This is a genomic window from Arthrobacter sp. 05L44 (assembly GCF_056397605.1).
The window spans coordinates 621,038-646,123 of record NZ_JBFTNS010000001.1 but is presented as its reverse complement, the minus strand read 5'-3'; the positions used below and the strand labels follow the sequence as shown (position 1 = coordinate 646,123).

The following is a 25,086-nucleotide window of genomic DNA, read 5'->3' as shown; positions in this document are numbered from 1 at the left end:
AGCAGAATCCCCGGCCATGTGGATAACGCCAAACGCCCCGCCACGGAGTCCGTGGCGGGGCGTTTGTTGTGGCGGGGATTAGACCTTGTTGGCGGCCTCAGCGTCGGACTCCACCTGGCCGGCACCCAGGTTGGCGCGCAGCTTGGCGCCGAGTTCGGCGTCGACGTTGGTCCAGTACTGGATGGCACGTTCCCGGATGGCCGCGCTCTTGACGCCGCTCACCGCACCGGTGATGGTGTCCAGCAGGCGGGCCTTGGCGCCGTCGTCGTACACCTCGCGGTACAGCGTGCCGGCCTGGCCGAAGTCGCTGTCCTCAGCGTGCAGGGAGTGCGCGGAGAGCGTCAGCTCGCCGTCGTGCTCCCAGCCACCGGCCGGGGACTGCGGCTCCACGGCAGCGGGGCCGCCGAAGGAGTTCGGGGCGTACACCGGCACGGAGGGGGCGTTGAAGTGGTACCGGCCGGCGCCGTCCTGGCTGTAGTTGTTGACCTGGCTCTTGGGCAGGTTCACCGGCAGCTGGGCGTGGTTGGTGCCCACGCGGTAGCGGTGCGCGTCGGCGTAGGAGAAGATGCGGGCCTGCAGCATCTTGTCCGGGGAGGCGGCGATGCCCGGCACGAAGTTCGACGGCGCGAAGGTGGCCTGCTCGATCTGCGCGAAGTAGTTCTCCGGGTTCTTGTTCAGCTCCATGGTGCCGACCTTGATCAGCGGGTAGTCGCTGTGCGGCCACACCTTGGTGAGGTCGAACGGGTTGAAGCGGTAGGTCTTGGCGTCCTCGTACGGCATGACCTGGACGTGCAGCTCCCAGGAGGGGAAGTTGCCGGCGGCGATGTTCTCCTGCAGGTCGCGGATGTAGAAGTCCGCGTCCGAGCCGGCCAGTGCCTCGGCGTCGTCGCCGCTCATGGACTTCACGCCCTGGTTGGACTTGAAGTGGTACTTGACCCAGAAGCGCTCGCCCGCGGCGTTGATCCACTGGTAGGTGTGCGAGCCGTAGCCCTGCATTTCACGCCAGGAAGCCGGCAGGCCGCGGTCGCCCATGAGCCAGGTGACCTGGTGGGCGGACTCGGGGGAGAGGGTCCAGAAGTCCCACTGCATGTCGGCATCGCGCAGGTGCGTGCCCGGAAGGCGCTTCTGCGAGTGGATGAAGTCCGGGAACTTGATGCCGTCGCGGATGAAGAACACCGGGGTGTTGTTGCCGACGAGGTCGTAGTTGCCCTCAGTGGTGTAGAACTTCACGGCGAACCCGCGGGGGTCGCGCCAGGTGTCGGGGGAGCCGTTTTCGCCGGCGACGGAGGAGAAACGGATGAGCATGTCCGTCTCGGTGCCCGGCTGGAACAGGGCGGCCTTGGTGTAGCGGGAAACGTCCTCGGTGGTCTTGAAGGTACCGAACGCGCCGCCGCCCTTGGCGTGCACCACACGCTCCGGCACGCGCTCGCGGTTGAACTGGGCGAGCTTCTCCACGAGGTAGTGGTCGGTCAGGATGATCGCGCCGTCGGCGCCGACGGACTGCGAGTGCGCGTCGGAGGTGACGGGGGCACCGGCTTGGGTCGTGGATACTGCGGGCGCAGAGATGTTCTGAGTCATCATTCTCCTATTTCGGGTTCTAACTTAGTTACGGTCGGCGGAAAGTGTTTGGGTGCGCTGGCAGTCCTCGCAAATGCCCTGGTACAGGACATCCGCAATCTGGATGGTCATCGGCTTGGAACCGGCATCCCAGTGCGGGGTGAGGCACGGCGCATGGCCGACGGCGCAGTCCACGTCTTCGACGCGGCCGCAGCTGATGCAGACGGCATGGTGGTGGTTGTCGCCCACCCGCGTCTCATAGAGGGCCGGGGAGTGCGGCGGCTCGAAGCGGCGCAACATCTGCAGCCCGGTCAGGTCGCCGAGGACGACGTACACCGACTGGGCGGTCAGTTCCGGCAGCTCCTCGCGGGCGGCGGCCAAGATGGCGTCCGCCGGCGAATGCGGATGGCGTGCGACGGCGGCCAGCACGGCCAGCCGCTGTTTGGTCACGCGGCGGCCGTGGGCGCGCAGGGCCGTGGCCCATGCCTCGCTGCTGTCCGCGGAATCCATCATGGCCCCATTCAAACACTTATTCTTAGTTGTTCACAATAAGGGCGGGCTTATTTCAGCCGGGCGTCCCACTAGAGTTGCCGGGTGGGGAAATTCTTGGCGGACATCACGCCGTTACGCGAGAGTCCGGCGTTCCGCCGCCTGTGGCTGGGATCAGCCGCCTCCGCCCTGGGCAGCCAGCTCACCCTCGTGGCCGTGAGCCTGGAGGTCTACCGCCTCACCCAGGACAGCCTCTACGTGGGCCTGCTGAGCATCTTCGCCCTGGTTCCGCTGGTGATTGGCGGGCTGCTGGGCGGGTCCATCGCGGACGCCCACGACCGCCGCAAGGTAGCCTTGCTCGCCTCCGCCGTCCTGTGGCTCACCACCGTCGGGCTCGCGCTGCAGGCCTGGCTGCACCTGGGCAACGTCTGGCTGCTGTACGCCATGGTCGCGGTGCAGAGCGGTGCGCAGGCCATCAACCAGCCGGCCCGCAGCGCCATTATCCCGGTCCTGGTCCGCAAGGAACTCCTGCCCGCAGCCAACGCCCTGAGCATGATGATCTTCGGCCTGACCATGACCGCCGGCCCGCTGCTGGCCGGCGTGCTGGTTGCCACCGTCGGGTTCGCCTGGACCTACACCATCGACGTGGCCAGCTTCGCCTTCGTGGTCTGGGCCCTCCTGAAGCTGCCGCCGATGCCGCCGGGACAGGAGTCGCACCGGGCCGGCCTGCGCTCCGTGGTGGAGGGCTTCCGCTTCCTGGGCACCCGCCCCAACCTGCGGATGACGTTTGTGATCGACCTGGTGGCGATGATCCTCGCCCAGCCCCGGGCCCTGCTGCCTGCCATCGGCGCCCTGATGATCGGCGGCGGCGAGGCAACGGTCGGTGTGCTGCTCGCCTCGACCGCCGTCGGCGCCTTCCTTGCCGGGCTCTTCTCCGGGCCCCTCGGGGGAGTCCGTGCGCAGGGCGCGGCCGTGGTCTGGTCCGTGATGGGCTGGGGCGCCTCGATCGCAGGGCTGGGACTCGTCGTCGTACTGGCGGGCCGCTCCGGTGCCGGCGGCGTGACCCTGTGGCTGGTCCCCGCCGCGGTGTGCTGCGCGCTGGCCGGCATCGCCGACTCCGTCAGCGCCGTTTTCCGCACCACCATCCTGCAGTCGGCCACGCCGGACCACCTCCGCGGCCGGCTGCAGGGCGTCTTTGTGGTGGTGGTTGCGGGCGGTCCCCGGATCGGCGACATGCTGGCCGGCGGTGCGACTAAGCTCCTCAGTGAGGGCTGGGTGCTGCTGGCCGGCGGCGTGCTGTGTGCCGTGGTGGCCTGGCTTGTGGCCCGCTGGCAGTCCGGCTTCCTGAAGTACGACGCGCGGAACCCGGTTCCGTAGCGGTTCGTTTCCTAGGTGGGTGCTCCGCGCGGACACCCGACCGCAGCATTGCTTGGGAGGATCAGTGCACAACCATCACAACGGACTGAAGACGGCGGCCCTGTTCGGCGTGCTCTGGGCGGTGCTGCTGGGCCTCGGGGCGTTGATCGGGACGGGGATGCGGAGTTCGGCGCCCATCTGGATCATGGCGCTGATCGGCGTGGGCACCACGGCCTACGGGTACTGGAACAGTGGCAAGATCGCCATCCGGTCCATGCAGGCCTATCCGGTGACCGCGGCCGAGGAGCCCCAGCTACACCAGATGGTCCGGGAACTTTCGGCCCGCGCCAACCAGCCCATGCCCCGGATCTTCATCTCCCCGACCATGGCGCCGAACGCCTTCGCTACGGGCCGGAATCCGCAGAATGCCGCGGTGTGCTGCACCCAGGGCATCCTGCAGCTGCTGGACGCCCGCGAGCTCCGCGGCGTCCTCGGCCACGAGCTGATGCACGTCTACAACCGGGACATCCTCACCTCCTCGGTGGCCGCCGCCGTCGCCGGCGTGATCACCTCGGTTGGCCAGATGCTGCTGTTCTTCGGCGGCGGCGACCGCCGGAACGCCAACCCGATCGCACTGCTGGCCATGGCCCTCCTTGCGCCGTTTGCCGCGTCGCTGATCCAGATGGCCATCTCCCGGACCCGGGAGTACGACGCCGACGAGGACGGTTCCGCGCTGACCGGCGATCCGCTGGCGCTCGCCTCCGCCCTTCGCAAGATCGAGCAGGGCGTGCAGCTCGCGCCGCTGCCGCAGGACCAGCGCCTGGTGAACGCCTCGCACCTGATGATCGCCAACCCGTTCCGCGGCGGCGGCCTGGCCCGGATGTTCTCCACCCACCCGCCCATGGGGGAGCGGATCAGCCGGCTCGAGGGGATGGCCGGGCGTCCGCTGGGGTAGGCCTCAGGTTGATCTCGGCCCGCCGGCACCTGCGGACGCGCCCCGTGGCCGCCGACGCGCCTTCTGTCCCGCGACGCAGAAAAAGGCTGGCGCTACCGGAATACCGGTAGCGCCAGCCTTTTTGCGCGTCGAGGGGTACGGACCCTAGCTGCGGAAGTTCACGAACTGCAGGTCGGCCTCGTCAAAGTTCTTCAGGAGCGCCATGGTCTCCTGGAGGTCGTCGCGGGACTTGGACGTCACCCGCAGCTCGTCGCCCTGGCCTCGCGGGTCGTTGATGAGTGGCGCTGCTTCCGCTAGCGGTAATGGTACGAGCTGTACTCTTGCGGAGTCAGTAGTGCTAATTGGGGGAAAAGTGAAGCTCAAACATTCAGCTGGGATATTCGTGGCCGGGATTACGATGTTCCTAGGAGGGCCGGTGCTGAGTTACATCGGGATATTCCTCTCGACGTTATTTGCTGCTCGGCACGATAAAGCTTTGTTTGCGGTCTTTGTTGCTCTGTCGATTTTCGGTGTATTGGTGGGCCTGATGGGGTTCTTCATGCTGCTCGTGGCCATTCACCGGGCCCTGGTGAAGATCGATGCACTTCCCGTCCGCACGCAATCTGGCGCGAGGCAGGAATCGGCTTTTCAAGTTCGTCATTTCCCCGACGTGTAATGAATTAGTCGGCCCGACCAATGCCTAGGCCGCCGACACGCCTTCTGTCCCGCGACGCAGAAAAAGGCTGGCGCTACCGGAATACCGGTAGCGCCAGTCTTTTTGCGCGTCGAGAGGTACGGACCCTAGCTGCGGAAGTTCACGAACTGCAGGTCGGCCTCGTCAAAGTTCTTCAGGAGCGCCATGGTCTCCTGGAGGTCGTCGCGGGACTTGGACGTCACCCGCAGCTCGTCGCCCTGGATCTGGGACTTGACCGACTTCGGGCCCTCGTCGCGGATCAGCTTGTTGATCTTCTTCGCCAGGTCCTGCGCGATGCCTTCCTTGATGGTGGCCTCGAGGCGGAACTCCTTGCCGGAGGGGAAGGGCTCGCCGGTGTCGAGGGACTTCAGCGAGATGCCGCGGCGGATGAGCTTGGACTGCAGCACGTCAAGCACGGCCAGCACCCGCTCCTCGGAGTTGGCCTTCATCAGGATCTTCTCGCCGCTGAAGTCGACCTCGGCGCCGACGCCCTTGAAGTCGTAACGCTGCGCGAGTTCCTTCTGCGCCTGGTTCAGCGCGTTGGCGACCTCCTGCTTGTCGACCTTGCTGACGACGTCGAATGTGGATTCGCCTGCCATGACTGTCCTCCTGATGGTTGGTGGGGCACCCTGCCGAAGGGCGGTGTTTTCTGCATTCCAGCCTAGTACGGATGGCGCGGAAGCGGGTGTGCGGACGGGCGGCCGTTTCTTCACAGTCGGCTCATAGCTGAACCAAAGTGGGAACGAAGCTTCGTTCGGCAGAGTTGTACGAGTCGTAGAAGCCGCTCGAAAGGCAACGCACATGCACCGCAAGGCCATCCAGTACGTCACCAGCACCACCGCCGCCGCCGCGGGTTCCCTGACGACGGCGGTGACGACCGTGGCCGCTGCGGCGGTGGCGGCCTCCATCATCCTGAGCCCGGCCGCGGCTGCATCTTCCCGTATGGACGGCGTGCAGGCCGACCTGGCCCGGGCCGTGCAGCTGAACCAGATCACGCCCGAGCAGGCGGCCAAGTTCGAGGCCAAACTGGCCGGCCGCATCCTCGGCGAAGCCTGATATTCCGGGCCGGGACGGGCCCCGCGGCGCCGATTCGATTCTTCGGCGGAAGTTCTGTAAAGTTGTCTTGCCCGCGGTTGCTGGAAGCGGAACGGACTGGAAACAGACGCTCCAATGACGGAAGCCGCGAGTGATCTTCTTTTGAAGTTCGGCAGATTACCCGAGCGGCCAAAGGGGGCTGACTGTAAATCAGCTGGCAACGCCTACGGGGGTTCGAATCCCTCATCTGCCACCCTTGGAAAAGCCTCCGGAACCACACGGTTCCGGAGGCTTTTTCTTTGCCTGACGGCGGCCCAGGGGTCCGACGGCGGCAGGCAGCTGCCCGGCGCCCGCCTCGAAGGGCACGGGGCCGACCAACCCCCGCGGCTACGGGGCGGCCGGAGTCCGCTCCACCGCGGCAAGGATGGCCGCCCCCAGTTCCGCGGGCTTGGTGAACTGCGGCCAGTGCCCGGTGGGCAGGTCCACGTAGTCGACGTCGCGGATGCGGGAGAGTTCGGCCACGAACGGATGGCCCGCTGCAATCCACTCGCGCAGCATGGATGAGGGGAACTCGCAGGCGATGATGGTGGCGGGGACGTTGTAGCGGCGCTCATCGTGGAGCCGTTGCTTGTCATAGGCCACACCCTTGGGCTCCGGGATGGCCCGGGCGCGGAAGGCGGCGCGCAGTTCCTCGTCCAGGTCCACCAGGTCCTCGTCGTCGAAGAGCTCCCACGGCGGCAGCGGAACGTCGTCGCCGTCGGCCGGCAGTTCATCGTTCACCACTCCGCCGTCCCCCAGCGGTCCACTGTCCACGTAGATGGCGCGGGCTACGCGGTCCGGCCGCGCGTCCACGGCGCCGTGGATGATCGCGCCACCGCCGGAATGGCCCACCAGCACCACCGGACCCGCGATGCTGTCCGCTGCGGTGACGACGGCGTCGATGTGCGTTTGCAGGCCGATACCCCCGCGCGGTGCGCCGGCCGCCTCCAGTCCGGGCAAGGTCAACGGGTGGACCCGATGCCCTGCAGCCTCCAGCGGCGGCGTGACCTCCGACCATGACGATGCGTCCAACCAAAAACCGGGAACGAGGATGATGTCCATGGCCGCACCCTACGCGATCCGCTCGGCGGACGGGAGGCGCAACGCAGGCCTGGTTAGGGCCGAAACGTCATTTTCGTGTCGGAAAAAGTGGTCAACGTCACTATTTCGCTACGGAGGCGCTACTCTGGCGCAGGAAGGGAAACACATGGACATAGTTCTGGCATCCGGCAAGGGCACGCTCACCCTGGACGAAAGCGGAATCCTGCAGCTGGTCTGGGCCGGCGGGACAGTGCTCGAAACAGCCGACGCCGCCGAATCGGTCCTCGCGATCATGAAAATCAGCGCGGGCCGAATGCTGCCCCTGATGATCGACATCAGCGACGTCAAACTCACGGCCGGTGCCCGCAACCATTACCTGGAGAGCCGGTTTGTCTCTTCCGTGGCCCTGGTAGGCGAATCCAACGTGGACCGGGTGGTCGCCGCCTGGATGCGCCGCGGCAACGACTGCCCGCAACGCTATTTCACCTCCAGTGATGAAGCCCTGGAGTGGCTTGCCCAACCTGCCCTCTGCGAGGAAGCGCTGCCCCTCGCCACCTGAACCGGCCCCGCCGTCGGCCCTCCCCGCGACACCCCAACATATGGGCCCGCGAGGTTGGCCGGCTTTGACGTTACTGCGGAGTAGGGTTGGCGCGTTAACAGTTGAGCCTGAGGAGCTGAAGTGAAGTCTTTTGCATGTGGTGACGTCGTACCGGGTTGTGAATCCCGCTGGGTCTGCAGCACCGAGGACGAAATCCTCGTCCAGGTGGGCGCCCACGCGGCTGCCGTGCACGGACTGACCGAGCTGCCCGCCGAACTCGTGGAATCGGTCCACAAAGCCATCGTCCCGGTTAGTTGATACCGACTGCCGGCGGCGGGCCCGCCGGAGCAGGCGCAGAGGGGCGGCCTGACTGGGACGCCAACCTCACCGCGGCCTGCCGCGGCGAAGGCCTGGCCGCGGCCTACCAGCCCATTGTTGATACCGCGCGCGGCACAGTGGTGGGCTATGAGGCCTTGGCGCGTTTCCCGGGCTACACGGAGAAGAACCCCGAAGTGTGGTTCGCGGCCGCCCGCAGGAACGGCAGGGCCGCCGAGCTGGAAGCGGCGGCCCTCCGGACGGCACTCCAGGCCCGGCCCGCGCTGCCGCCGAACTGCTTTATGACCGTCAACGTCTCACCGGAGCTCCTGACCTCGGAATGTATCCGCAGCGTCTGGCGCGACGAGGGCAGGCTGGACGGCCTCATCGTCGAGCTCACGGAGCAGACCCCGATCGAGTCCTACGTGGAACTCGAACCGGACCTGAACCAGCTGCGGGCGGCCGGCGCGCTGATCGCCGTCGACGACGCCGGAGCCGGTTACGCGGGACTGCGCCACCTGCTGGCCCTGCGGCCGGCCATGATCAAGATCGACCGCGCCCTGATCCAGGACGTGGACCGCGATGAGGCCAAGCGGGCCCTGATTGACATGCTGGGCGCGTTTGCGAGCCGTGTGGATGCGTGGATCCTCGCCGAGGGTGTGGAACGGGCCGAGGAACTCGACGCGCTGGTGGCCCTGGGTGTGCCCCTCGTTCAGGGATACCACCTCGCCCGGCCCGCGCCGCCGTGGGCCGGCATCGACCTGGACCTGGCCCACCGCCTGGCCAGCACCCGGCCCGTGGCCCACAAAACAGTCATCCGCGACGTCGTCGAGCCGGCGACGACGGCGGCAGGAGTCACCCAGGCGGCCGAGGCCTTTGCCGGGAACCCCGCGCTGGAGGCCGTGGTGCTGCTGGGTGACCATCTGCGGCCCGTGGCGGTGCTCGACGCCGGTGCTTCCGCCCTGGGGGTGGTGAGCCCGGGGATGCGGGTGAACCTTGATACCCCGCTCAGCCAGGCGCTCGCCCGCTCGATGACCAGGCCGCGGAACCAACGGTTCGACATGCTCCTGGTGACCGACAACGCCGGCCGCTTCGCCGGCGTTGCCCGGATGGAGCGGATGATCGTGGCGCTCGCCGGCACCGAAGAGCCGGCGGCCGGCTAGGCCCACCTGAAGGCGGGCCGGCCGCCGTCGGTCGCGGTGCGAGGATGAGGGTATGCCTTTCCCCGATGACCCGCGTGACCCGCGTGACCCGTTGGCGGCGGAGCTGCCCGGCGGGATCAGCATCCGGCCGCTCCGCGTCTCCGACGCGGTCTTGCTGGGCGCCGCCTACCGGCGCAACCGTGACCACCTGGCGCCCTGGGAACCCGTCCGTCCGGACGGGTTCTTCACCACGGACGGCCAGCGCGCCAGCATCGGCGCAAAGCTCGACGAGTTCGCCGACGGCGCAGCGGTCCCGTGGATCCTGGTGGCCGGTGACCGTGCCGTGGGCACCATGACCCTGAGCGGGATCGTGCGCGGACCGTTCCTTAGCGCCAACCTCGGGTACTGGGTGGATGGGGATTTGTCCGGCCGGGGCATTGCCTCGGCCGCCGTCGCCCACGTTGTGGCGGCCGCGCGTGCCGAACTGGGGCTGCATCGCCTCCAGGCAGCCACCCTGCCGCACAATGCCGCCTCGCAGAAGGTGCTGCAGCGGGCCGGGTTCCGGGAAATCGGGTTCGCCCCCGACTACCTGCAGATCGCCGGCGCCTGGCAGGACCACGTTCTGTTCCAGCACATCCTGGACTGAGGGACGGTCACCGCGCCGGGGCCAGACCCGGGCCGCATGGGAGACTCTGACGGTGACTGTCGAATCGTTCGGTGCCCTGCACCACGTCGAGCTGTGGGTACCCCATCTGGGCCGTGCGCGGGAGGAGTGGGGCTGGCTGCTGGCCCGGCTCGGCTATGACCAGCACCAGGACTGGACGCACGGGCGGAGCTGGCGGCGCGGGCCCACGTACATCGTGGTTGAGGAGTCACCGGACCTGAGCGGCCGGGCCCATCACCGCACCGCTCCCGGGCTGAACCACCTGGCGTTCTGGGCCGGGACCCGGGCGCAGGTGGACGCCGTGGCCGCGGACGCCCCGGCCCGCGGCTGGACCGAACTGTTCCCGGAGACGTACCCCCATGCCGGCGGCCCGGAACACTTTGCCGCCTACCTGGTCAACTCCGACGGCTTCGAAGTGGAGCTGATCGCAGCCGACTGAGGCGAAGGCCCGGCGGGTACGGTAATACCCATGAGCATCATCCTGGCCGGCGGCGGACCGGATACCGTCACAACACCGGTCGTTTTCGACCGCTTCGCCGACGGCGTGCGGCGCCGCGCAGGCGGACGCACCGCACGGGTCGCCGTCGTGCTATTTGACCGCGAAGGCAGCGCGGAGTACTTCCTGCCCGCCTACCTGGAGCCGCTGCATTCCCGCCTGGCCTGCGAGGTGGCGCCGGTCCTCATCCGCTCCCACGAACCGGCTGACCCTGGGATGTTCGACGGCGTCGACGGGATTGTCGTCGGCGGCGGCCCGACGACCGAGTACCTGGCCGGCCTGCAGGGTTCGGCTCAGGCCATCCGGTCTGCGGTCGCGGACGGTGTGCCCTATCTGGGCTTCTCGGCCGGTGCCATGATCGCGCCGCAGCATGCGCTGGTGGGCGGCTACCGGCTCCGCGGCGTCGAGGTCTGCTCGGAGGAGTGCTCCGAAGGACTCGACGAACTGGAGGTGCGCGACGGGCTGGGGCTGGTCCCGTTCGCCGTCGATGTCCATGCCGCGCAGGCCGGAACCCTGAGCCGGGCGGTGGCTGCCGTGGCTGGCGGACTCGTGGACCGGGCAGTGGCGGTGGACGAGAACACGGCCCTAGTGCTCCGGCACGCGGACCTGGCGGACATGGAGGTCATCGGCACCGGGAACTGCTGGTCCATCCGGGGCGCCGGGAACAAGGCGGCCGTAGCCGTCCTCAGCGCCGGCTGAGTCCGGCAAGATCACCCTTGCCGCCCGTTGTTACTGACGGGTAACATGTTGTTCATGCACCTGCTTCTGCGCACCCTCCTCCTGCTCCTCACGTCCTCGCGGCGCCCGCCACTGAGCATCTGGGACGCGTCCTCGCTGCCGCTGCGCGTGCTGCCCACGGACATCGATATCGCCATGCATGTCAATAACGGCATGTATTTTTCCCTGATGGACCTGGGCCGTTTCGACCTGATGGCGCGCAGCGGCACCTGGAAGGCGATGCGCCGGCGCGGCTGGACGCCGGTGGCCGCGGGGGAGACCATCGCATTCAGGCGTTCCCTGCAGCTCTGGCAGCAGTACTCGATCGAGACCAGGATCATCGGGCTGGATGAGAAGGCGATCTATTTCGAACAGCGCATGGTGGTGGACGGCGAGATCTACGCGCGAGCCCACATCGCCACCCGACTGGTCAGCAAGGGAAAGCCGGTCAGCCAGGACGAGATCATCCGCGAATTCGGCGCCCCGCCGGCGGACCTGGAGCTGCCCGCCTGGATCCACGAATGGCGGGAAACCAACGCGCTGCCGGGCGCCCGCCGCGCTGCCCCGCACGCCTGGGCCTAGTCCGGCAGGGATGTGCCAACAGCGAAACGCGGGGGACTTTCGCAGGCGCCTCGCGTACCGTTGAACCATGGCAACCGTAGACATTACAGGTGAACAGTTCGCATCGACCGTCGAGGACAACGACATTGTCCTCGTAGACTTCTGGGCCGAATGGTGCGGCCCGTGCAAGCAGTTTGGCCCCACGTACTCGGCCGTCTCGGAGAAGCACCCGGACGTGGTGTTCTCCAAGGTGGACACCGAGGCGGAGCAGCAGCTCGCAGCCGAGGCCGGTATCACCTCCATCCCCACGCTGATGGCTTTCCGCGAAAAGGTGCTGGTGTTCTCCCAGCCCGGCGCGCTGAATGCCCAGCAGCTGGAGCAGGTTGTCGACGCCGTCAAGGCCCTCGACATGGAGGAAGTCCACGCACACGTGGCCCGCTCCCAAGCCGAGGCCGCCGCTACCCCGCAGGACGGCACGCAGATCCCGGACGCCTAGTCCCGGGACTCGGATCCCGGGCCGACGCCCCGGGCCACGACCCAACACCGCGGGGCCACCCCGCGCCCGTCCCGAGAGGGACTGCCGGCGCGGAGTGGCCCCGCGTTTTTGTTGGAGTTTCGGGAGCCTAGAGCTTTTCCAGCTTCACCGGCTCGGCCAGCAGCGCGCTCAGCGACTCGTTGAGGTCCTGCACCGCCGTGCCCTTGGAGTGCTTGTCCAGGTCTTCCTGGGAGGCCCACTGCTCGGTGAGGACCAGCTTGTCCTCGGTCGCTTCGGTGAGTTTGTAGCGCAGGCAGCCGGGCTCGTTGACCACCTCGTCGATGGCGATTTCCAGGGCGAGCTTCACGCGGAAGAATTCGCCCTCGTTGGGGATGAAAGTGGCCAGCAGGTCAATGGGTGCGCTCATGCTTTTCACCCTACCGAACGGCCGCGTTGTCATCGGAAACCGGCGGGAAGATTTCCTAGGACTTCCACGCTTCACCCTTCTCTTGCCGGCCGCCTGTTGGTAGCGTCGCACCATGCTTGCGTACACAGCCGGGGACACTGACGTCCCGCTGCTCGATGAGACCATTGGCGAGAACTTCGAGCGGATCGTCGCCCGGTTTCCCTTCCACGACGCCCTGATCGAGGCCGCCGCGGTTCCCGGCGGGGAAGCCCGCCGGTGGAGCTACACCAAGATGAACGACGACGTCGACCGGCTGGCCCGTGCGCTGCTGGCGGTCGGCGTGGCCAAGGGCGAGCGGGTGGGCATCTGGAGCCCGAACTGCGCCGAATGGACCATCCTGCAGTACGCCACGGCGAAGATCGGGGCGATCCTGGTCAACGTCAACCCGGCCTACCGCAGCCACGAACTCGAGTTCGTGGTCAAACAAAACGGCATGCGCATGCTGGTCGCGGCGCCGTCGGACAAAAACAGCGACTACACCGCCATGGCCCGGCAGGCCCTGGCCGCGTGCCCTGAACTGCACGAACTGGTGTTCCTGCCCGACGGCGGGCTGCCGGGCCTCACCGCCGGGGACCCGGAGAGCAGCGCGGAACAAACGTTCGCCGAACTGCTGCGGCGGGCGGACGACGTCGCGCACTCCGGACTGAAAGCGCGGATGGCCGAGCTCACCCCGCACGACCCCATCAATCTGCAGTACACCTCCGGCACCACCGGCTTCCCCAAGGGCGCCACGCTCACGCACCACAATCTGCTCAACAACGGCTACTCCATCGGTGAACTGCTGGCGTATACCGAGCACGACCGCGTGGTGCTGCCGGTGCCCTTCTACCACTGCTTCGGGATGGTGATCGGCAACCTTGCAGCCTTCAGCCACGGTGCGGCCACCATCATCCCGGGCCGCGGATTCACGCCGGCCGCCGCCCTGGAATCCGTGCAGGACTTCGGCGGAACGTCGCTGTACGGCGTGCCCACCATGTTCATCGCCGAGCTCGCCCTCCCGGATTTCAGCAGCTACGACCTCTCCACGCTGCGCACCGGGGTCATGGCGGGCTCGCTGTGCCCCATCGAGGTGATGAACCGGGTGATCTCGGAGATGAACATGCGCGACGTCGCCATTTGCTACGGCATGACGGAGACCTCGCCCGTGTCCACCATGACGCGCGACGGCGACACCATGGCCCAGCGCACCGAAACCGTAGGCCGGACCATGCCGCACCTGGAGAGCAGGATCGTGGACCCGGCCACCGGGGAGACGTCCCAGCGCGGGGACATCGGCGAGCTGTGCACCCGCGGATACTCCGTGATGCAGGGCTACTGGAACCAGCCGGACAAGACCGCCGAGGCCATCGACGCCGAGGGCTGGATGCACACCGGGGACCTCGCCCGGATGGACCAGGACGGCTACCTGGTCATCGAGGGCCGGATCAAGGACATGGTGATCCGCGGCGGCGAGAACATCTACCCGCGCGAGATCGAGGAGTTCCTCTACAGCCACCCCGATGTCCAGGACGTCCAGGTGATCGGCGTCCCGGACGCCACCTTCGGCGAGGAACTGATGGCCTGCATCATCCTCAAGCCCGGGGCTGCGCCGCTGGATGCCGCGGCCCTCGCGGAATTCTGCCGCGGCAAGCTCGCACACTACAAAATCCCGCGCTACGTCGACGTCCGGGACAGTTTCCCGATGACCGTCTCCGGGAAGATCCGCAAGGTGGATATGCGGCAGGAGGCCGTGGCCCGGCTGCATCTGTAGCCGGCCGCGGGCTGGAGCAGGCAGGGCGGGCTCCGGGCCCGAAGCGCCCGGTCTAGTGCGCGCGGTGGTCCTGGATGGTCATCCGCGGACCGAAGACGGGTTTGCGGAATCCGCTGAGGCCGATCATCCGCACCACGCGCTGGCGGTGCCCGGCCCAGGGAGCCAGGAGCCGCAGCATCCCCGCGTCGTCGGTCCGGCGCCCGGTCAGTGCCGCGCCGACGTAGGCCGCCAGATGGTAGTCGCCCACCGCGATGGAGTCCGGGCACCCGTGCGTGCGCTGCACCACCTCGGCGGCCGTCCAGACGCCGACGCCGGGAATGGTCTGCAGCTTGGCGCCTGCTTCCGCGGCGGGGAGCTCTGCCAGCCGCTCTAGGGCGGCCGCGGACCGCAGGGCCCGCATGATGGTGGCCGACCGCTGCGGGCCAACCCCGGCCTTGTGCCACTCCCACGACGGAATCCGCAACCACTGCGCGGGCGTGGGCTGGAGCAGCAAGCCGACCGGGGCTACGGTACCCGCACCGGGGGCCGGGGTTCCGAAGCGGTACACCAGGTAGCGGTAACCGCGGCGGGCCTCGATCACCGTGACTTTTTGCTCCATGATGGTGGGCACCAGGGCATCGACCATCCGGCCCGTGGAGGGCAGCCTGAGGGCGAGGTTCCGGCGCCGGGCCTCCACCACCATGCGGGGGAGTGTGGCGTGGAAGCCGGGTTCGTCGAAGGCGCTCCAGTCGTCGTCGCGCCCCAGCAGCCGCGGAACGGCGCCGGTCGCCTCCGCCGCCCCCGGCCCCCAGGCGCGGGCCTCAACCCAGGACGCAGCCGCAGGGCCGCCGGACGCCAGGCGGAGGGTCGCCGGGCCTGCCGGCGTCGTAAACGCCATCCAGAAGCCGTCCGGAGCGACCCGGATGGACGGATCGCCGTGGCCCCGGCGCAGGGGTCCGAGGGTCTGCATCAGGTCGAACGGGCCGCCCGGATGCCAGCGCAGAGAAGCGTCCGCCGCGGCAGGGGCGCAGGCGGGAAGTTCTGCTGAAGTCACCGGACCATGATCCCACGACGGGCCGACGGCCGGAGCATCCGCCAAGGGCCGCGGCTGCGTGCGGCCCCGTGCCGGGCGGCCCTTATCCGGGGGCGCCGGGCGGGACTAGAATCCGGCTGATGCATGGATGTCCGTGCCCGCCCCGGGTGCGGAGCCGATAGCGGTCAGGAGAGTGTGATGGCTGGTGGAGTGGTGCACTTCGAGCTTCCCGCGGACGACGAGAACCGCGCCCGGGAGTTCTACACCTCGGTGTTCGGCTGGGGTTTCCAGGTTATGCCGGAGATGGACTACAGCCTGGCGATGACCACCCCGATGGGCGACGACGGCCGGCCCGCCGTGGCCGGATCGATCAACGGCGGCCTGTTCCGCCGCTCGGACCTGACCACGCCGGTGGTTACCGTGGACGTCGAGGACATTGACGACGCCCTGCGGCAGATCGTGGCCCTCGGCGGTTCAGTTCACCGGGAGAAGGTGGAGGTCCCCGGCATGGGCTGGAACGCGTACTTCAAGGACACCGAAGGCAACGTGGTGGGGCTGTGGCAGAACGCCCCCGACGCGGGGGAGGCCCCCGGAGACGCGCCCGCGGGGAGTGCCGGCAACGACATCGGCGCCTGAGCGCCGCTGCCTAGTGCATGCCGCTGGCCAGCCATAGGACCACCACCGCCGCCGGGACGGTCAGGACGACGGCGGCCAGGCCGGCCAAGGCGAAGCCGCCCCAGCGGATCTCGACGTTGAGGGCGCGCAGCCGTTCATGCCAGAGCAGGGTCGCCAGTGACGCCCACGGGCTCACGAGGGGGCCCACGTTGACTCCGATCAGCAGGGCCGCGAGCCGCACCGGCGAACCGCCCACCGGTTCCAGCGCGAGGTAGGCGGGGAGGTTGTTGACCGCGTTCGCCGCGCCGGCCCCGAGCCCGGCCAGCTGCAGTAGGGCCGGGAGGCTGTCCCCGGAACCCGCGACTCCGGCAAGGACCCTGGCCAGGCCATTGGCGTGCAGGGCCTCCACCACCATAAACAGCCCGACGGTCAGCATCAGCGGCCGCCACGGAATCATGGACCAGCGCAGGCTCGACCGGCGGCGCCACAGAAACAGCGCCAGGAGTGCCGCGGCCGCGGCTCCGGCGGGGTACTGGACCGGAATCCCCGACACCAGGGCCGGCAGGAGCAGGAGCAGCACCCCGGCCGAGGAGTACAGCAGCACCTTGTCCCGCACCCGGTGGGCCGGCTGCGGCTCGTACCGGCCGCGCAGGTCCTTGCGGAACGCCAGCCAGAGCAGGACCAGGGGCAACAGGATCCCGACGAGCGCGGGCGCCCACACCAGCGAGGCGAACGCCGCCGGACTCAGGCCCAGCCGCGACTGGGCCAGCAGGTTGGTCAGGTTGGACACCGGCAGCAGCAGCGAGGCCGTGTTGGCGAGCCAGATGGTGGTCAGGGCGAACGGAAGCGGGGGAATCCGGGCGTGGACGGCCAGCAGGACGACGACGGGCGTCACCAGCACCGCCGTCGTGTCCAGCGACAGGAACACAGTGGACACTGTCGCCAGCGCGATCACCAGGAACCACAGGAGGAGCACCCGGCCGCGGCCCAGTGCGGCCAGCCGGTCCGTGACGGTCCGGAACAACCCGGCGTCGTCCACCAGTTCGGTGACCAGGGACATCGCCACCACAAATCCCAGCACGGGGACGGTGCGGCCGGTGAGCTCCTCGAACGCGGGCCAAGGCAGCAGGCCGGTGGCCAGTGCCAGGGCGCCGACGACGAGCATGCCGCCGGGAACCAGGTAGCTCCGCAGCGTCTTCCACCAGGACCGTTTCTTCACCGGCTAATCGTCGCACCTGCCGGGCGGCGGCGGCACCGCGACGTGGTCCCCGGTGCAAAGACGGTAACTTTGTACCTATGAAGTACGCGCAGTCCATCCTGGACCTCATCGGCAACACGCCGCTCGTCAAACTCAACCACGTCACCGAAGGCATCGCCGCCACGGTCCTGGTCAAGCTCGAATACCTGAACCCGGGCGGCTCCATCAAGGACCGCATCGCCGCCAAGATGATCGAAGAGGCCGAGCGCAGCGGAAAGCTCCAGCCCGGCGGGACCATCGTGGAGCCCACGTCCGGCAACACCGGGGTGGGCCTGGCACTCGTCGCGCAGCAGAAGGGCTACCGCTGCATCTTCGTGGTCCCGGACAAGGTCGGCGAGGACAAGCGCGCCGTACTTCAGGCCTACGGCGCCGAAGTTGTGGTCACACCCACCGCCGTCGCCCCCGACAGCCCGCAGAGCTACTACGGTGTCTCGGACCGCCTGGTCACCGAGATCCCCGGCGCCTACAAGCCGGACCAGTTCTCCAACCCCGCCGCTCCCGCCAGCCACTACGAGTCCACCGGCCCGGAAATCTGGCAGGACACCGACGGCAAAATCACGCACTGCGTGATCGGCGCCGGCACCGGCGGCACCATCACCGGCACCGGCCGGTACCTCAAGGAAGTCTCCGCGGACCGTTCCGCTGCCGACGGCGGCGTGGTCAGGATCATCGGCGCCGACCCGTCCGGCTCGGTCTACTCCGGCGGCACCGGAAGGCCCTACTTCGTTGAGGGCGTCGGCGAGGACATGTGGCCGGCCAACTACGACAAGGCGGTGCCGGACGACGTCATCGCCGTCAGCGACGCCGATTCGTTCGCCATGACCCGCCGCCTGGCCCGCGAAGAGGGCCTGCTGGTCGGCGGGTCCTCCGGCATGGCCGTCGTCGCCGCGCTGCAGGCCGCCAAGGACCTGCCGGCGGACGCCGTCGTCGTCGTTATCCTGCCCGATTCCGGCCGCGGCTACCTGGCCAAGATCTTCAACGACCAGTGGATGCGCAGCTACGGCTTCCTGTCCGGCGGCGACGAGGCATCGGTGGGCGAGGTGCTCAAGGCCAAGACCGGCGAGCTGCCGGACCTGGTGCACATCCACCCCAACGAGAGCGTCCGCGACGTCATCAACATCATGAACGAATACGGCGTCTCGCACATCCCGGTGCTTTCGCAGGAGCCGCCCGTGGTGATGGGCGAGGTTCTCGGTGCCGTGGACGAACGCACCCTGACCGCCAAGCTCTTCCGCGGCGAGGCGAACCTCACCGACAAGATCTCCGAGCACATGGAGGCCCGCCTGCCGGTCATCGGTTCGCTCGAATCGATCTCCGCAGCCCGCGAGCTCCTCTCCGACACCGACACCCTTATGGTGACGTTCGTCGGCGCCCCGGTGGGGATCCTGACCCGCCACGACCTCCTCGCCTACCTCAGCAACTGACAAGTTCAAGGAGTCCCATGTCCCAGCCAGAAAGCTCTTCCACGACCAGCGCCGGCTTCAACACCCGCGCCGTGCACGCCGGCCAGGCCTTCGAACCGCGCACCGGCGCCGTGGTGCCCCCGGTGCACTTCTCCTCCACCTACGCCCAGGACGGAATCGGCGGCCTCCGCGCCGGCTACGAATACGGCCGCGGCACCAACCCCACCCGTGACGCGCTGCAAGAGCAGCTCGCCGCGCTGGAAGGCGGCACCGCCGCGTTCTCCTTCGGCTCGGGCCTGGCCGCGGAGGATTCGATGATCCGCGCCCTCACCCGTCCCGGCGACCACATTGTGCTTGGGAACGACGCCTACGGCGGCACGTACCGGCTGATCAGCAGGGTCCTGGGCGAGTGGGGGATCGGCAACACCCCGGTGGACATGTCCGACCTCGACGCCGTCGCCAAGGCCGTCGCCGCCAACAAGACCCGCCTCGTGTGGGTCGAGACGCCGTCGAACCCGATGATGAAAATCACCGACATCGAGGCGCTCGCCAAGGTGGCGCACGACGCCGGTGCCCTCCTCGTGGTGGACAACACCTTCGCCTCGCCGTACCTGCAGAACCCGCTGGCCCTCGGCGCCGATATCGTGGTGCACTCCACCACCAAGTACATCGGCGGGCACTCCGACGTCGTCGGCGGCGCGATCATCGTCAATGACGCGGAGCTGGCCGAGAAGATCGGCTTCGTGCAGTTCGCCGTCGGTGCCGTCTCCGGCCCGATGGACGCTTTCCTCACCACCCGCGGGCTCAAGACCCTCGGTGTGCGTATGGACCGGCACAGCGACAACGCGCAGGCCGTGGCCGAGTGGCTGCTGGAGCGCCCCGAAGTGGAGGCCGTCCTGTACCCGGGCCTGCCCTCCCACCCGGGCCACGAGCTGGCCAAGAAGCAGATGAAGAAGTTCGGCGGCATGATCTCCGTGCAGTTCAAGGGCGGCGAAGCAGCGGCACGCACCGTGGCCGAGTCCACGTCCGTGTTCACCCTGGCCGAATCCCTCGGCGGCATCGAGTCCCTGATGAACTACCCCTCCGAGATGACGCACGCCTCGGTCAAGGGCACCGAACTTGCCGTCCCGGAGAACCTGATCCGGCTCTCCTGCGGCATCGAGGACGTCGAGGACCTGATCGCGGACCTCGAGCAGGCGTTCGCGCGCATTCAGACGGGCAGCTAGCCTCCGGTGACCGTCACGTCCAGGGCAGCCGGCTCCACCACCCGCGGCTGGATTGCGACGGCGGCCGGAGCGGCCGCCGTCGTCGCCGCCCTGGTGGTGCTGTACTCGGCGTATATCCCGCTGATGAACGACTTCGAGGTCTACTTCTACGGCGGGAACCGTGTGCTGCAGACCGGCGAGGCGGGCGTCAACGAGCTCTACGCCCCCCGGGACGGGCTCCCGTTCACGTACCCGCCGTTCGCGGCGCTGATCTTCGCCGCCATGGCCGCCCTGGGCCAGGGCACCGGCAGCCTGATCTTCATTTCGACAGCGCTGCTCGGCGCCGGTGTCGTGTCCGCCTGGCTCACCCGGCACTACTTCGGGCTGGGAGGCTGGCGGACCGCGGTCGCGGACTGGCGCTTCCGGGCCGTCGCCCTGGCCGGCACCGCCGCGATCCTGCTGCTGGGGCCGTGGCGGGACACGTTCGACTTCGGCCAGATCAACATCATCCTGATGGGCCTGATCCTGGCCGACTTCGCGCTGTACGGAAAATCCCGGGCCGGGGAAGTCCGCTGGCCGGCGGGCCTGCTGATCGGCATCGCGGCCGGCATCAAGCTGACGCCGCTCGCATTCGGCCTCTACTTCCTGGTGCGGCGCGACTTCAAGGCCCTCGGCTGGATGGCCGCCGGCTTCTTCGGCTCCATCGGCCTCGCGTGGGCCCTCCTGCCCGCGGCCTCGGTGACGTTCTGGACCAAGATCCTGCCGGATACCGGACGGATCGGCGGTCCCGGGTACGTGGACAACCTCTCGGTCAAGGGCCTGCTGCTGCACCTGGGACTGCCGGATTCGACCCTGACCTCGATGATCTGGCTGGTGCTGGCCCTGGCGCTGGCCGCCGTGGCCGCGCTGGTGATCAAGTGGGCTGTCGACGCGGACGAAAACTTCGTTGCGGTGTCCGCCACCGCCCTGCTGATGCTCCTGATCAGCCCCGTGTCCTGGTCGCACCACTGGGTCTGGATGGCCGTGGCGCTGCCGTGCATGGGCTTCGCGATCCACCGGGTTCCCTCCCGCAACGGCCGGATGCGGCTGGCCGGCTGGATCATCGTGGCCGCGTCCGCCGTCGCGTTCTACCTCACGCCGAAGTACCTGGCCGTGCTGGCCGGGGCGCACGAGTGGGGCAAGGACCCGGTCACCCAGTGGCAGCTCACGCTCGCCAGCCTGGGCGTGGTGTGCGGGACGGCGATGCTGGCCTACTGGGCCCTGGCCTACCGGCCGTCCCGCGCCGCGCTGCGGGCGGACGGGCTCCCGGCGGCCTAGCCAACTCGGCGCGAGGTATAGCTTTCTTGAAGAAAGTCAGCTACGGTTCTCGGCATGGCACTTCGATCCGACTGGTCCGGGCGCACCTGCAGCATGGCCCGGGGCCTCGACATCCTCGGCGACCCGTGGGGCATGCTGGTCCTGCGCGAAATCTTCTTCGGCAACGGCCGCTTCGAGGCCATCAAGGCACGGCTCGGGGCGGCTGACTCGGTCCTCACCCGGCGGCTTGCAGCACTGGTCGACGCCGGCCTGCTCACCCGCAGCCCCTACGACGACGGCGGCCGGCAACGCCAAGAGTACGTGCTGACCGCCAAGGGTGAGGACGCCCTCCCGGTGCTGAACGCCGTCGTGATCTGGGCCGAGAAGCACCTGCCCGCGCCGTCGGACCAGGCCCACATGTACGTGGTGCACCGCGGCTGCGGCCAGCGCACCACCTCTGCCGACACCTGCACGGCCTGCGGCGAACGGCTCACCGCAGACAACACCAGCTGGCACAGCCTCACCCGGACCGCCGCGCCGGTACCCCTCGCCACCGCACCGGCGGCCGGCACGGACGGATCCGCGGCATGAGCGCACAGCAGACCACCCCCCGACATCCGGCCCGGCGCCGCCTGCATCCGGCCTGGATGGTCGCCGCCGTCGCCTTCCTGGCGCTGGTGGGCGCCGCGGGGTTCCGGGCCGCCCCGGGCGTGCTGATGGTGCCGCTGCAGACCGAGTTCGGCTGGTCCACCACTGTCCTCTCTGCTGCTGTCAGCATCAATCTGGTGCTGTTCGGACTGACGGCCCCGTTCGCCGCAGCCTTGATGGAGCGCTTCGGCATCCGCGCGGTCACTGCCGTGGCGCTGGTGCTGATCGGGGCAGGGAGTGCCTTGACCGTGCTGGTCAACCAGTCCTGGCAGATCCTGCTGACCTGGGGGCTGCTGATCGGGCTCGGCACAGGGTCCATGGCCCTGGTCTTCGCCGCCACCATCGCCAACACCTGGTTCGTCAAAAGCCGCGGCCTGGTCATCGGCATCCTCACCGCGGGTAGCGCCGCGGGACAGCTGGTCTTCCTCCCCTTTATCGCTGCCCTCGCCCAGAGCCCGGGCTGGCGGCAGGCCTCCCTGCTGATCGCCGCAGGCGCCCTGGCCGTGGTGCCGCTGGTGCTGAAGTTCCTGAAAAACTCACCGGCCGACGTCGGCGCGCAGCCCTACGGCGCTGCACCGGTTGCCGATGACGCCGCCGGCGGGACAGCCGACACCGGGACAGACACCGGCGCCGCCGCCGAGACAGCCGCCACGGCTTCCGGGGAGCCCAGCCGGAACGCCGCCGTCCGTGCGCTGCAGGTCCTCAAGCGCGCCAGCAAGGTGCGGACCTTCTGGGCGCTGGTGGCAGGCTTCGCCATCTGCGGCGCCACCACAAACGGCCTGATCGGCACCCACTTCATCCCCTCGGCGCACGACCACGGGATGCCCGAAACCACGGCCGCCGGCCTGCTCGCCGTCGTCGGAATCTTCGACATCATCGGCACCATCGCCTCGGGCTGGCTGACCGACCGCTTCAATCCGCGGATCCTGCTCGCCGTCTACTACCAGTTCCGCGGGATCGGGCTGCTGGTGCTGCCGCTCCTGCTCAGCGCCGAGGTGCAGCCCAGCATGATCGTCTTTGTGGTCATCTACGGCCTGGACTGGGTGGCCACCGTGCCGCCGACGGCCGCCATCTGCCGGCAGGTGTTCGGCGCGGACGGCAGCGTGGTGTTCGGCTGGGTCTTCGCCGCGCACCAGCTCGGCGCGGCCGCGGCGGCGCTGGCCGCCGGTGCCGTCCGCGACGCGACAGGACAGTACACCTACGCATGGTTCGCCGCCGCGGCCATGTGCACCATCGCCGCCGTCATCAGCGCAACCATCCGCAAGGACGCCGGAAAGAAGGCCGCGGTTCCGGTCCCGGCCTAGGCCGACGCTAGGCTGGGGCCATGGTTTCCGCTGAGCCCCTGCCCGAGAACCCGGACACACCCGGTGCCGCCACCCAGCCCGGGCAGCGCAAGACGGCGCTGGTGACCGGCGTCGGACGGCTCGCCGGCATCGGTGCCGGCATCGCGCGGGGGCTCGCCGCCGACGGCTGGGACCTGGTGCTGACGTATTGGCAGGAGTACGACGCACGGATGCCCTGGGGGATCCGCCCGGACGATGTCGAACGCCTCACGGCCGAGCTGCAGGCCATCGGGGCGGCGGTAGTGGCCGTACCCGCCGACTTCGAGGATCCGGAAGCCGTGGACCGGCTGATGGCCGCCGCCGCGGACGAAGCCGGCGTCCTGCAGGGCCTTGTGCTCAGCCACGCGGAGTCCGTGGACTCGGGCATCCTGGACACGAGCCTGGAGAGCTTTGAGCGGCATTTCGCCGTCAACACCCGCGCCAGCTGGCAGCTGATCGCGGCCTTTGCCCGGCAGGCGCCGGCGGACGGTGGCGCGATCGTGGCCCTGACCAGCGACCACACCGCGTTCAACCTGCCCTATGGCGCGTCCAAGGGTGCCCTGGACCGGATTGTCATCGCTGCGGGCCGGGAGCTTGGCCCGCGGGGGATCAGCGCCAATGTGCTCAACCCGGGGCCGGTGGACACCGGGTGGATGGACGCTGAAACGCGCGAAGACCTGGCCCGGCGGCAGCCCGGCGGCCGGCTGGGAACCCCCGCCGACGTGGCCGGGACCGTCGCGTTTCTGCTCTCACCCGAGGGCCGCTGGGTGTCCGGCCAGCTGGTCAAGGCCGACGGCGGCTTCTCCGCCTGAGTTTCCCGCGGCGTACCAACTCCGGCTCAACGGAAGGCGGCGAGCCCGGTGATGTGCTGGCCGAGGACCAGGGTGTGGACCTCGTCGGTGCCTTCGTAGGTGCGCACCGACTCAAGGTTGGCGGCATGCCGGAGCGGCGAGTAGTCCAGGGTGATGCCGTTGCCGCCGAGGACGGTGCGGGCTTCGCGGGCAATCGCGATCGCCTCGCGCACGTTGTTCAGCTTCCCGAGCGAGATCTGCTCCGGCCGCAGTTTCCCGGCGTCCTTGAGCCGGCCCAGCTGCAGCGCAAGCAGCATGCCCTTCTGGATTTCCAGCAGCATGTTCACCAGTTTTTCCTGTGTGAGCTGGTAGCCGGCCAACGGTTTGCCGAACTGCAGCCGGTCCTGCGCGTACTGGAGCGCCGCCTCATACGAGTCCCGGGCCGCGCCCATCGCGCCCCAGGCGATTCCGTACCGCGCCTCGTTGAGGCAACTGAACGGCCCGCGCAGCCCGCGCGCGGCAGGAAGCTGCGCCTCGGGCCCCAGCCGGACGCCGTCGAACGCCACATCGCACTGGATCGAGGCACGCATGGACAGCTTCTGCCCGATCGGCGTGGCCGTGACCCCGGGGGTGCCGGCGGGTACGAGGAAGCCGCGCACGCCGTCGTCGGTCATGGCCCAGACCACCAGGACATCGGCCACGGAGGCGAGTCCGATCCAACGCTTGGCGCCGTCCAGGATCCAGCCGGCGTTCTCGCCGGTGCCGTCCCGGCGGGCGAAGGTCTGCATGGCGGCGGGGTCTGAGCCGGCCGTCGGTTCGGTGAGGGCGAAGCAGCCGATCAGTTCGCCGGCGGCCATCCGGGGGAGCCACTGGGTTTTCTGTTCCTCCGAGCCCCACAGATGGATGGCGGTCATGGCGAGGGACCCCTGCACCGAGACGAAGGTGCGGATCCCGGAGTCGCCGGCCTCGAGCTCCATCGCGGCCAGCCCGTATTCGACGGCGGAGCGGCCCGGGCAGCCGTAGCCCTCCAGCTGCATGCCGAGCACACCGAGCTCGCCCAGTTCCGCAGCCAGCTCGAGCGGGAAGACCCCGTCCTCGTACCAGCGCGCGATGCCGGGCCGGATCCGCTGCCGGGTGAAATCGCGGACCTTTTCGCGCACGTCCAGCTCCGCGGCGCTCAGGAGGGAATCTATTGCCAGGACATCGGACACGTCTGTTGCTCCACCACTGCTCATGGGAGCATCCTACGTTCCGCGGCCGCTGGCTC

The 25,086-nt window shown here is 68.8% G+C and carries 28 protein-coding genes, 1 tRNA gene and 1 pseudogene; 21 read left to right on the top strand and 9 right to left on the bottom strand.

From position 1 onward, the window contains the following. Positions 1-78: 78 nt before the first annotated feature. Positions 79-1,578 (bottom strand): catalase, encoded by a 1,500-nt coding sequence (locus AC1DHY_RS03025; RefSeq protein ID WP_476880323.1) that lies wholly within the window; start codon positions 1,576-1,578, stop codon positions 79-81. A 24-nt stretch (positions 1,579-1,602) separates the two neighbouring features. Then, positions 1,603-2,070 carry a Fur family transcriptional regulator gene (locus tag AC1DHY_RS03020; protein WP_476880321.1) on the bottom strand — a complete coding sequence of 156 codons (468 nt, stop codon included), beginning with the start codon at positions 2,068-2,070 and terminating at the stop codon, positions 1,603-1,605. Positions 2,071-2,151: 81 nt separating this feature from the next. Between AC1DHY_RS03020 and AC1DHY_RS03015 the strand changes: the two genes are divergently transcribed. Then, the gene (locus AC1DHY_RS03015; protein WP_476903128.1) at positions 2,152-3,423 is read left to right on the top strand and encodes an MFS transporter; all 1,272 of its coding nucleotides are present in this window, start codon (positions 2,152-2,154) and stop codon (positions 3,421-3,423) included. Between the two features lie 64 nt (positions 3,424-3,487). Then, positions 3,488-4,357, top strand: coding sequence for a zinc metalloprotease HtpX (gene htpX, locus AC1DHY_RS03010; RefSeq protein ID WP_476880278.1), 870 nt, complete (start codon positions 3,488-3,490; stop codon positions 4,355-4,357). A gap of 144 nt (positions 4,358-4,501) precedes the next feature. Here htpX and AC1DHY_RS03005 read toward each other — a convergent pair. Further along, positions 4,502-4,618, bottom strand: a pseudogene (locus AC1DHY_RS03005) (nucleotide-binding YajQ family protein); the annotation flags it as partial. A gap of 91 nt (positions 4,619-4,709) precedes the next feature. On the opposite strand from AC1DHY_RS03005, the gene AC1DHY_RS03000 reads away from it, so the two are divergent. Further along, positions 4,710-5,012, top strand: coding sequence for a hypothetical protein (locus tag AC1DHY_RS03000; protein ID WP_476880281.1), 303 nt, complete (start codon positions 4,710-4,712; stop codon positions 5,010-5,012). Positions 5,013-5,137: 125 nt separating this feature from the next. Here the strand turns inward: AC1DHY_RS03000 and AC1DHY_RS02995 are convergent, their stop codons facing one another. Continuing rightward, positions 5,138-5,629: a YajQ family cyclic di-GMP-binding protein gene (locus AC1DHY_RS02995; RefSeq protein WP_476880277.1), complete on the bottom strand. Its 492-nt coding sequence runs from the start codon at positions 5,627-5,629 to the stop codon at positions 5,138-5,140. A 202-nt stretch (positions 5,630-5,831) separates the two neighbouring features. Here AC1DHY_RS02995 and AC1DHY_RS02990 point away from each other — a divergent pair, with 202 nt between their 5' ends. Continuing rightward, positions 5,832-6,086, top strand: a complete 255-nt coding sequence (locus tag AC1DHY_RS02990) for a hypothetical protein (RefSeq protein ID WP_476880276.1) — start codon at positions 5,832-5,834, stop codon at positions 6,084-6,086. Between the two features lie 150 nt (positions 6,087-6,236). Next, a tRNA-Tyr gene (locus AC1DHY_RS02985) sits at positions 6,237-6,318 on the top strand. Positions 6,319-6,452: 134 nt separating this feature from the next. On the opposite strand, the gene AC1DHY_RS02980 is transcribed toward AC1DHY_RS02985, so the two are convergent. Further along, entirely contained in the window at positions 6,453-7,166 is a 714-nt protein-coding gene (locus AC1DHY_RS02980; protein WP_476903127.1) for an alpha/beta fold hydrolase, read from the bottom strand. 145 nt (positions 7,167-7,311) lie between these two features. Between AC1DHY_RS02980 and AC1DHY_RS02975 the strand changes: the two genes are divergently transcribed. The 8 genes from AC1DHY_RS02975 (at position 7,312) to trxA (ending at position 12,074) form a co-directional block, all read left to right on the top strand. Continuing rightward, positions 7,312-7,704 (top strand): DUF7793 family protein, encoded by a 393-nt coding sequence (locus AC1DHY_RS02975; RefSeq protein ID WP_476880274.1) that lies wholly within the window; start codon positions 7,312-7,314, stop codon positions 7,702-7,704. 120 nt (positions 7,705-7,824) lie between these two features. Beyond that, positions 7,825-8,001: a DUF1059 domain-containing protein gene (locus AC1DHY_RS02970; RefSeq protein WP_476903126.1), complete on the top strand. Its 177-nt coding sequence runs from the start codon at positions 7,825-7,827 to the stop codon at positions 7,999-8,001. Next, entirely contained in the window at positions 7,998-9,161 is a 1,164-nt protein-coding gene (locus tag AC1DHY_RS02965) for an EAL domain-containing protein (protein WP_476879532.1), read from the top strand. The genes AC1DHY_RS02970 and AC1DHY_RS02965 overlap by 4 nt, the downstream gene beginning before the upstream one ends. A 52-nt stretch (positions 9,162-9,213) precedes the next feature. After that, on the top strand, positions 9,214-9,786 hold the full coding sequence (locus tag AC1DHY_RS02960) for a GNAT family N-acetyltransferase (protein WP_476879531.1): 573 nt from the start codon (positions 9,214-9,216) through the stop codon (positions 9,784-9,786). A gap of 52 nt (positions 9,787-9,838) precedes the next feature. Beyond that, positions 9,839-10,243 (top strand): VOC family protein, encoded by a 405-nt coding sequence (locus AC1DHY_RS02955; RefSeq protein ID WP_476879530.1) that lies wholly within the window; start codon positions 9,839-9,841, stop codon positions 10,241-10,243. 30 nt (positions 10,244-10,273) lie between these two features. Continuing rightward, complete coding sequence (locus AC1DHY_RS02950; protein ID WP_476879529.1) at positions 10,274-10,999, top strand: Type 1 glutamine amidotransferase-like domain-containing protein; 726 nt, start codon at positions 10,274-10,276, stop codon at positions 10,997-10,999. Positions 11,000-11,053: 54 nt separating this feature from the next. Then, the gene (locus AC1DHY_RS02945; protein ID WP_476879528.1) at positions 11,054-11,599 is read left to right on the top strand and encodes an acyl-CoA thioesterase; all 546 of its coding nucleotides are present in this window, start codon (positions 11,054-11,056) and stop codon (positions 11,597-11,599) included. 67 nt (positions 11,600-11,666) lie between these two features. Continuing rightward, a complete protein-coding gene (gene trxA, locus AC1DHY_RS02940; protein WP_476879527.1) occupies positions 11,667-12,074 on the top strand; it encodes a thioredoxin in 408 nt (135 codons plus the stop codon). Between the two features lie 127 nt (positions 12,075-12,201). On the opposite strand, the gene AC1DHY_RS02935 is transcribed toward trxA, so the two are convergent. Next, positions 12,202-12,480 (bottom strand): putative quinol monooxygenase, encoded by a 279-nt coding sequence (locus AC1DHY_RS02935; RefSeq protein ID WP_476879526.1) that lies wholly within the window; start codon positions 12,478-12,480, stop codon positions 12,202-12,204. A gap of 112 nt (positions 12,481-12,592) precedes the next feature. Between AC1DHY_RS02935 and AC1DHY_RS02930 the strand changes: the two genes are divergently transcribed. Next, entirely contained in the window at positions 12,593-14,269 is a 1,677-nt protein-coding gene (locus AC1DHY_RS02930) for an AMP-binding protein (protein ID WP_476879525.1), read from the top strand. 52 nt (positions 14,270-14,321) lie between these two features. Here AC1DHY_RS02930 and AC1DHY_RS02925 read toward each other — a convergent pair whose 3' ends face one another. Beyond that, entirely contained in the window at positions 14,322-15,302 is a 981-nt protein-coding gene (locus AC1DHY_RS02925) for a DNA-3-methyladenine glycosylase family protein (protein ID WP_476879524.1), read from the bottom strand. A 177-nt stretch (positions 15,303-15,479) separates the two neighbouring features. On the opposite strand from AC1DHY_RS02925, the gene AC1DHY_RS02920 reads away from it, so the two are divergent. Then, a complete protein-coding gene (locus AC1DHY_RS02920) occupies positions 15,480-15,917 on the top strand; it encodes a VOC family protein (protein WP_476879523.1) in 438 nt (145 codons plus the stop codon). 10 nt (positions 15,918-15,927) lie between these two features. On the opposite strand, the gene AC1DHY_RS02915 is transcribed toward AC1DHY_RS02920, so the two are convergent. Next, a complete protein-coding gene (locus tag AC1DHY_RS02915; RefSeq protein ID WP_476879533.1) occupies positions 15,928-17,061 on the bottom strand; it encodes an SLC13 family permease in 1,134 nt (377 codons plus the stop codon). A 131-nt stretch (positions 17,062-17,192) separates the two neighbouring features. On the opposite strand from AC1DHY_RS02915, the gene AC1DHY_RS02910 reads away from it, so the two are divergent. Genes AC1DHY_RS02910 through AC1DHY_RS02885 form a run of 6 tightly spaced genes read left to right on the top strand, consistent with a single transcriptional unit; the run spans position 17,193 to position 23,840 of the window. Then, on the top strand, positions 17,193-18,578 hold the full coding sequence (locus AC1DHY_RS02910; protein ID WP_476903125.1) for a cystathionine beta-synthase: 1,386 nt from the start codon (positions 17,193-17,195) through the stop codon (positions 18,576-18,578). A gap of 17 nt (positions 18,579-18,595) precedes the next feature. Next, entirely contained in the window at positions 18,596-19,783 is a 1,188-nt protein-coding gene (locus tag AC1DHY_RS02905; RefSeq protein ID WP_476878915.1) for a cystathionine gamma-synthase, read from the top strand. Positions 19,784-19,789: 6 nt separating this feature from the next. Beyond that, positions 19,790-21,079 (top strand): glycosyltransferase 87 family protein, encoded by a 1,290-nt coding sequence (locus tag AC1DHY_RS02900; RefSeq protein ID WP_476878916.1) that lies wholly within the window; start codon positions 19,790-19,792, stop codon positions 21,077-21,079. A 54-nt stretch (positions 21,080-21,133) separates the two neighbouring features. Next, entirely contained in the window at positions 21,134-21,649 is a 516-nt protein-coding gene (locus AC1DHY_RS02895; protein ID WP_476878917.1) for a winged helix-turn-helix transcriptional regulator, read from the top strand. Continuing rightward, positions 21,646-23,010 carry an MFS transporter gene (locus AC1DHY_RS02890; RefSeq protein WP_476878918.1) on the top strand — a complete coding sequence of 455 codons (1,365 nt, stop codon included), beginning with the start codon at positions 21,646-21,648 and terminating at the stop codon, positions 23,008-23,010. Before AC1DHY_RS02895 ends, AC1DHY_RS02890 begins: the two co-directional genes overlap by 4 nt. 20 nt (positions 23,011-23,030) lie before the next feature. Continuing rightward, positions 23,031-23,840: an SDR family oxidoreductase gene (locus AC1DHY_RS02885; protein ID WP_476878919.1), complete on the top strand. Its 810-nt coding sequence runs from the start codon at positions 23,031-23,033 to the stop codon at positions 23,838-23,840. A gap of 26 nt (positions 23,841-23,866) precedes the next feature. On the opposite strand, the gene AC1DHY_RS02880 is transcribed toward AC1DHY_RS02885, so the two are convergent. Next, positions 23,867-25,054 (bottom strand): acyl-CoA dehydrogenase family protein, encoded by a 1,188-nt coding sequence (locus AC1DHY_RS02880; protein WP_476903124.1) that lies wholly within the window; start codon positions 25,052-25,054, stop codon positions 23,867-23,869. Positions 25,055-25,086: the final 32 nt, after the last annotated feature.